This is a genomic window from Mycobacterium sp. NPDC003449 (genome assembly GCF_053588415.1).
Window position 1 is genome coordinate 1 of sequence record NZ_JBSFPX010000298.1, and the last position, 5,830, is coordinate 5,830.

At 67.6% G+C, this 5,830-nt stretch carries 5 protein-coding genes; 3 read left to right on the forward strand and 2 right to left on the reverse strand.

Annotated elements, in window-relative coordinates:
• Positions 1-96: 96 nt before the first annotated feature.
• Positions 97-711, reverse strand: a complete 615-nt coding sequence (locus ACWDTP_RS36940) for a type II toxin-antitoxin system PemK/MazF family toxin (protein WP_450028176.1) — start codon at positions 709-711, stop codon at positions 97-99.
• A 79-nt stretch (positions 712-790) separates the two neighbouring features.
• On the opposite strand from ACWDTP_RS36940, the gene lepA reads away from it, so the two are divergent.
• Together lepA and ACWDTP_RS36950 are read left to right on the forward strand one after the other, a co-directional pair.
• Entirely contained in the window at positions 791-2,665 is a 1,875-nt protein-coding gene (lepA, locus tag ACWDTP_RS36945; RefSeq protein ID WP_450028177.1) for a translation elongation factor 4, read from the forward strand.
• A 35-nt stretch (positions 2,666-2,700) separates the two neighbouring features.
• Complete coding sequence (locus ACWDTP_RS36950; RefSeq protein ID WP_450028178.1) at positions 2,701-3,411, forward strand: sensor domain-containing protein; 711 nt, start codon at positions 2,701-2,703, stop codon at positions 3,409-3,411.
• A gap of 5 nt (positions 3,412-3,416) precedes the next feature.
• Here ACWDTP_RS36950 and ACWDTP_RS36955 read toward each other — a convergent pair whose 3' ends face one another.
• Positions 3,417-3,920, reverse strand: coding sequence for a GAF domain-containing protein (locus tag ACWDTP_RS36955; RefSeq protein WP_450028179.1), 504 nt, complete (start codon positions 3,918-3,920; stop codon positions 3,417-3,419).
• Between the two features lie 193 nt (positions 3,921-4,113).
• Here ACWDTP_RS36955 and ACWDTP_RS36960 point away from each other — a divergent pair.
• Positions 4,114-5,830 (forward strand): rhodanese-like domain-containing protein (locus ACWDTP_RS36960; RefSeq protein WP_450028180.1); only part of this gene is annotated, 1,717 nt, incomplete at its 3' end.

A 5,830-nucleotide genomic window follows, 5' to 3' on the forward strand; every position in this document is an offset into this window, starting at 1 on the left:
GCTGCACCACTACAACCACCACCGAGCCCACACTGGTATCGGCGGACTTACCCCCATCGAACGCCTACGCGTTCACAACCTGGCCGGGAATTACACCTAGCTCCAGGAGTATTCGGCGCGCAGGCGCGTGGCAACCACCTCGAACCGGTCACGGTCCAGGATGGCGCCCTCGCGGCGAATGCCCTCCTCGGGTACGTCGAGCACCCGGTCCAGCCGGACCCAGCTGGCCCGGCCGTCGTCGTCCCAGCTTCCGGTGCCGATGCCGATCCAGTCCGGGTCGTTGCGGTGATACTCCTGGCTGGACAGCATCAACCCCAGCAGGGTGCGCTGATCGCGACCCACCACGAGTACCGGACGGTCCTTGCCCTTGGTCGGATCGTCCTCGTAGACCACCCAGGTCCAGACGATCTCCCCGGGATCGGCCCGGCCGTCGAGGTCGGGGGCGTAGACCAGTTTGCGGGCCCGGTGGCCCGTCGGAACGCTGTTCTGGGACACCGGGCGACCCGCGGTGATCTCCGGTGTGGACTCCGCCGGGCCGCCGGCCAGGACGCCGAGGCCGAGCTTCAGGCCCTGCTGAATTCCCTGCTGCACCGCACGCGGCATGGTCTCCGGCCGCTGCAGCTGGCGGACGAACTTGGGCGCTTCGTTGAACACGAGGTTTCCCGCAAACCGCTGGAAGGCCTTCCATTGCGAAGCCATGGCGTCGAGCATAGGTCAGCCCGGCGCGGCGGCCGGGCCCGGCGATTGTGTCGTAACGGCAGGTGCTCGATACCCTGGAGACGCACACCACGTGCCCGAGACCCACGCTCACCAGGAGATTCCCATCAGCAGCTTCGCCGACAAGACGTTCACTGCGCCGGCGCAGATTCGGAACTTCTGCATCATCGCCCACATCGACCACGGCAAGTCGACGCTGGCGGACCGGATGCTGCAGCTCACCGGCGTCGTCGACGACCGCTCCATGCGGGCCCAGTACCTGGACCGGATGGATATCGAACGGGAGCGCGGCATCACCATCAAGGCGCAGAACGTCCGCCTGCCCTGGACCGTCGACGGCGATGAACATGTCCTGCACCTGATCGACACCCCCGGTCACGTCGACTTCACCTATGAGGTGTCGCGCGCGCTGGAGGCCTGCGAGGGCGCGGTGCTGCTGGTCGACGCCGCGCAGGGCATCGAGGCGCAGACCCTGGCCAACCTGTACCTGGCACTGGACCGCGACCTGACGATCATCCCGGTGCTCAACAAGATCGACCTGCCGGCCGCCGACCCGGAGCGCTACGCCGGCGAACTCGCCCACATCATCGGCTGCGAACCGTCGGATGTGCTGCGGGTGTCGGGCAAGACCGGCGAGGGCGTCGTCGAACTGCTCAACGAGGTGGTGCGCCAGGTGCCGCCGCCCACCGGTGACGCCGACGCTCCCGCCCGCGCGATGATCTTCGACTCGGTCTACGACATCTACCGCGGCGTGGTCACCTACGTCCGCGTCGTCGACGGCAAGATCACCCCCCGCGAGAAAATCGCCATGATGTCCACCGGCGCCACCCATGAACTGCTGGAGGTCGGCATCGTCTCGCCGGAACCGAAGGCCAGCGCCGGCCTCGGGGTGGGGGAGGTCGGCTACCTGATCACCGGCGTGAAAGACGTCCGGCAGTCCAAGGTCGGTGACACCGTCACCACGGCCCGCCGCGGCGCCACCGAGGCCCTGACCGGCTACCGCGAACCCAAGCCGATGGTGTACTCGGGGCTGTACCCGGTGGACGGCTCGGACTATCCCGTGCTGCGCGACGCACTGGACAAGCTGCAGCTCAACGATGCGGCCCTGACCTACGAGCCCGAGACCTCGGTGGCGCTCGGGTTCGGATTCCGGTGCGGGTTCCTGGGGCTGCTGCACATGGAGATCACCCGTGAGCGTCTGGAGCGCGAGTTCAACCTCGACCTCATCTCCACCTCGCCCAACGTCGTCTACCGCGTCATCAAGGACGATGGCTCCGAGATCGTCGTGACCAACCCCTCGGACTGGCCCGACGGCAAGGTCCGCGAGGTGCACGAGCCGGTGGTCAAGACGACCATCATCGCGCCCAGCGAGTTCATCGGAACCATCATGGAGCTGTGCCAGTCCCGGCGCGGTGAGCTCGGCGGAATGGACTACCTGTCGCCCGAGCGCGTCGAGCTGCGCTACACCATGCCGCTGGGCGAGATCATCTTCGACTTCTTCGACTCGCTGAAATCGCGTACCCGCGGGTACGCGAGCCTGGACTACGAGGACGCCGGTGAGCAGGAGTCCGACCTGGTGAAGGTCGACATTCTGCTGCAGGGTGAGGCGGTCGACGCGTTCAGTGCGATCGTGCACAAGGATTCGGCGTCGGCCTACGGCAACAAGATGACCACCAAACTCAAGGAACTCATTCCGCGCCAGCAGTTCGAGGTACCCGTGCAGGCCGCCATCGGTTCCAAAATCATTGCCAGAGAAAATATCCGGGCGATCCGCAAGGATGTGCTGTCCAAGTGCTACGGCGGTGACATCACCCGCAAGCGCAAGCTGCTGGAGAAGCAGAAGGAGGGCAAGAAGCGGATGAAGACGATTGGACGCGTTGATGTTCCGCAGGAGGCCTTCGTCGCGGCACTGTCCACCGACGCCGCGGGTGACAAGGCCAAGAAGTAGCCCCGAAGGTGGGCCTGGTCGGCGACAATGAGCACATGGCCACCAGGACCAACTGGACCAGGCTCGCCGCGGCGGGGGCCGCCGTGATCGCCTCGGGGCTGCTGTCGGGATGCGTCAGCACGGTCGGTGGCACGGTGCTGCGGGACCCCGACGCCCCCAAGTTCGAGTCCACGCTGGCCGAATCCGACCTCGACGGCCTGCTGATCCCCGTCAACCGCCTCAACGACATCGTCGGGTCCTCCGACCTCGAGGTCAACGCAGATTTCACCGAGCTGAACGACAACTCCGCCGCGGTGTCCGATATCGACTGTCTCGGCGCTGCGTTCGGTGCGCAGGAGCTGGTGTACGGCGACAGCGGGTGGACGGCGGTCCGCGACCAGATCGTGCGTGAACCCGGTGCGGACAACCCGCACTGGCTCGAACAGGCCGTGGTGCTCTATCCGTCGGCAGACAGGGCGAGGAATTTCTTCGACGCCTCCCGCGAGATCTGGGATGGCTGCGTGGGGTCGATCGTGACCTACGACTCGCAGAACCTGCCGTTGCGGTGGACCGTCGGCGAGGTCACCGCCACCGACTCCTCGATCGGCCAGATGTCCACCCCGGAGGGTTCGGTCGGTGGGGGATGTCACCATGCGATGTCGGCGGCCGCCAATGTGATCGTCGAAACCTGGGCGTGCGGCGACGATATCGTCGACCAGGCCGACACCATGGCCCGCGCGATCGTGGCCAGGATCGACGAAAAATAGGGTTCCTACGGCGTCTGCAGTGCGGTCCCGTCGCCCCGCACGATCTTCTCGACGTCGGCGCGCACCTTCTCCAGCTCGGCCCGCTGTTCCTCGGAGTACTCCCGCGCGCTGTCATCGAGGACGCAGACCGTCCCGACGACATCGCCCTGCGCGTCGTGGACGGCCAACCCGAGGTAGTTGTGCAGACCGAACTCGGTTTCGTCCTCGTTACCCGCGAACGTGGGATCGGTCCGCGAATCCCGGACGAACAGCGCGTCATCGGTGTCGACCACCCGTTCGCAGTACAGCGGTGCCCTGCCGTCATCGTCGCCGGCCTTCTTTCCCGCCGCGCCGACGGTGTAGTGCCTGGTGGCCTCGCCCGCCGTCGCCGCCACCACCATCGAGTCCGGTTCGGAGCGCATCACCAACACCGACTTGACCCCGAGCGATTCGGCCAGTTCGGTGAGTTTCGGCGCGATCGGGGCCAGTGCGGGCGTCGTGTCGGTCTGGTGCGGTTGCGGTGAGGTCATGATCGCATTGTCCGACGTCGGCACCGCCTCCGCAACGGCGGCGATCGCACTGTCGTCGGGACCTGACGAAAGGCCGTTGGGCAGTGAGCTTTCCGATCGTTAAGCGGAGCTACACGGTCCTGGTAGCCGATTGCCGTTGCTTCCCGACACCTCGAAACCCACGCTGTGCAGGGGCACCGATGAAGGAGCAGCGATGACACTTTCCGTCGAGGGGGCGGCGTCCGCGCAGCCGCGCGAACGCCACGCCACCACGATCACCGTCGCCGAACTGCGCGCGCAACTGGAGGCGCGGGCGGATCTGGTGCTGGTCGATGTCAGCGAGGGCGATGCCTATACCGGCGGCCACATCTCCGTCGCGGTGCCGGTACCGGCCAGCGAGGTGGAGCTGCGGTTGCCGGGTCTGGCGCCCCGGCTCAACGTCCCCGTCGTGGTCACCGCGGACGACGAGGGATTGTCCGAGTGGGCCGCCGGGCTGGCCCGCGCGATCGGCTACACCCAGGTGTGGACGCTCGACGGCGGCAACGCCGCCTGGGTATCGGCCGGGTACCACCTGATCACCAACTTCAGCTCGCTGAGCAAGGCCCTCGGTGAATATGTCGAACGCCGTTATGACACACCGCGACTCACCGCCGAGGCGCTCAAAGCGAAGATCGATGCCGGGGAGGACATCGTCATCTTCGACACCCGCCCGTTCGATGAATACCAGGCGATCAGCATCCCCGGTGGCATCGACGCCCCCGGTCCGGAACTGCTGTACCGGGCCTTCGACCAGGTGCGGCGCCCCACCACCCAGGTGGTGGTCAACTGCGCGGGCCGCACCCGCGCCATCATCGGCGCCCAGACGCTGATTAACGCGGGGTTCCCCAATCCGGTGGTGTCATTGGAGAACGGCACCACCGCCTGGCTGCTCGCCGGTTATGAGCCGGCCCGCGGCGACGATGCGGTAGCGGCCGCCCCGAGTCAGGACAACCGGATCCGTGCGGTGGCCGCCGCCCGCGCCATCGGCGAGCGGTTCGGCGTGCGCGAGATCAGCCGTGCCGAGTTGGACGAAGCGCTGGTCGGTGCCGCCGAGCGTTCGCTGTACCTGTTCGACGTGCGCACCGACGAGGAGTTCAGGACCGGGCACCTCGACGGTTTCCGTCCGGTTCCCGGCGGCCAGTTGGTCCAGAAGACCGACTTTCACATCGGCAGCCGTAACGGACGGGTGATCCTGTTCGACGATGCCGACGGAGTGCGGGCCAGGACCACCGCGAGCTGGCTGATCCAGCTCGGCCTGCCCGATGTGTCGGTGTATCTCCCCGGGCCTGACGATCACCTGATCACCGGCGCTGCCGGAGCCGTGCAGACCACGGCCGAGGCAGCCGCACCCGTCGTCGACGCCGACCGGCTGGCCGCCCTGCTCGACGGTCCGCAGCCGCGGCCGCTGGTCATCGACCTCGAACCGGCTAGCCCGTATGTGCATGTCCGGCACCATATCCCGGGATCGGTGGTGGCGCGGCGGTCGTCGCTGCCGCGCACCCTGGCCGCGGTGGCACCCGACACCGCGATCGTGTTCACCTCGCGCGACGGCCGGCTGGCCCGGCTGGCGGCGGCCGAGCACGCGCCGCGGCGGGTCGTGCGGGCGCTGGCCGGTGGAACCGATGCGTGGCGGGCGGGCGGATACCCGGTTGATACGGGATCCGGACAGGCCGCCCTCGACCCGGCCGAACGCATCCCCGAGCCGCTCACCCTTGAGCAGCGCCGAGTCAACCTCGACTGGTACATCGCCTGGGGCGACACCATCGTCGCCGAGCTGGAACGCGACGGGTTGGTGTCCTTCGTCGACCCCGTCGGCTGGCCGCCCGGGCCCCCGCCCCCCCCCCCCCCTCCGCATCGCAACACGCATGAAAACACGAACACACTTGAGCTCC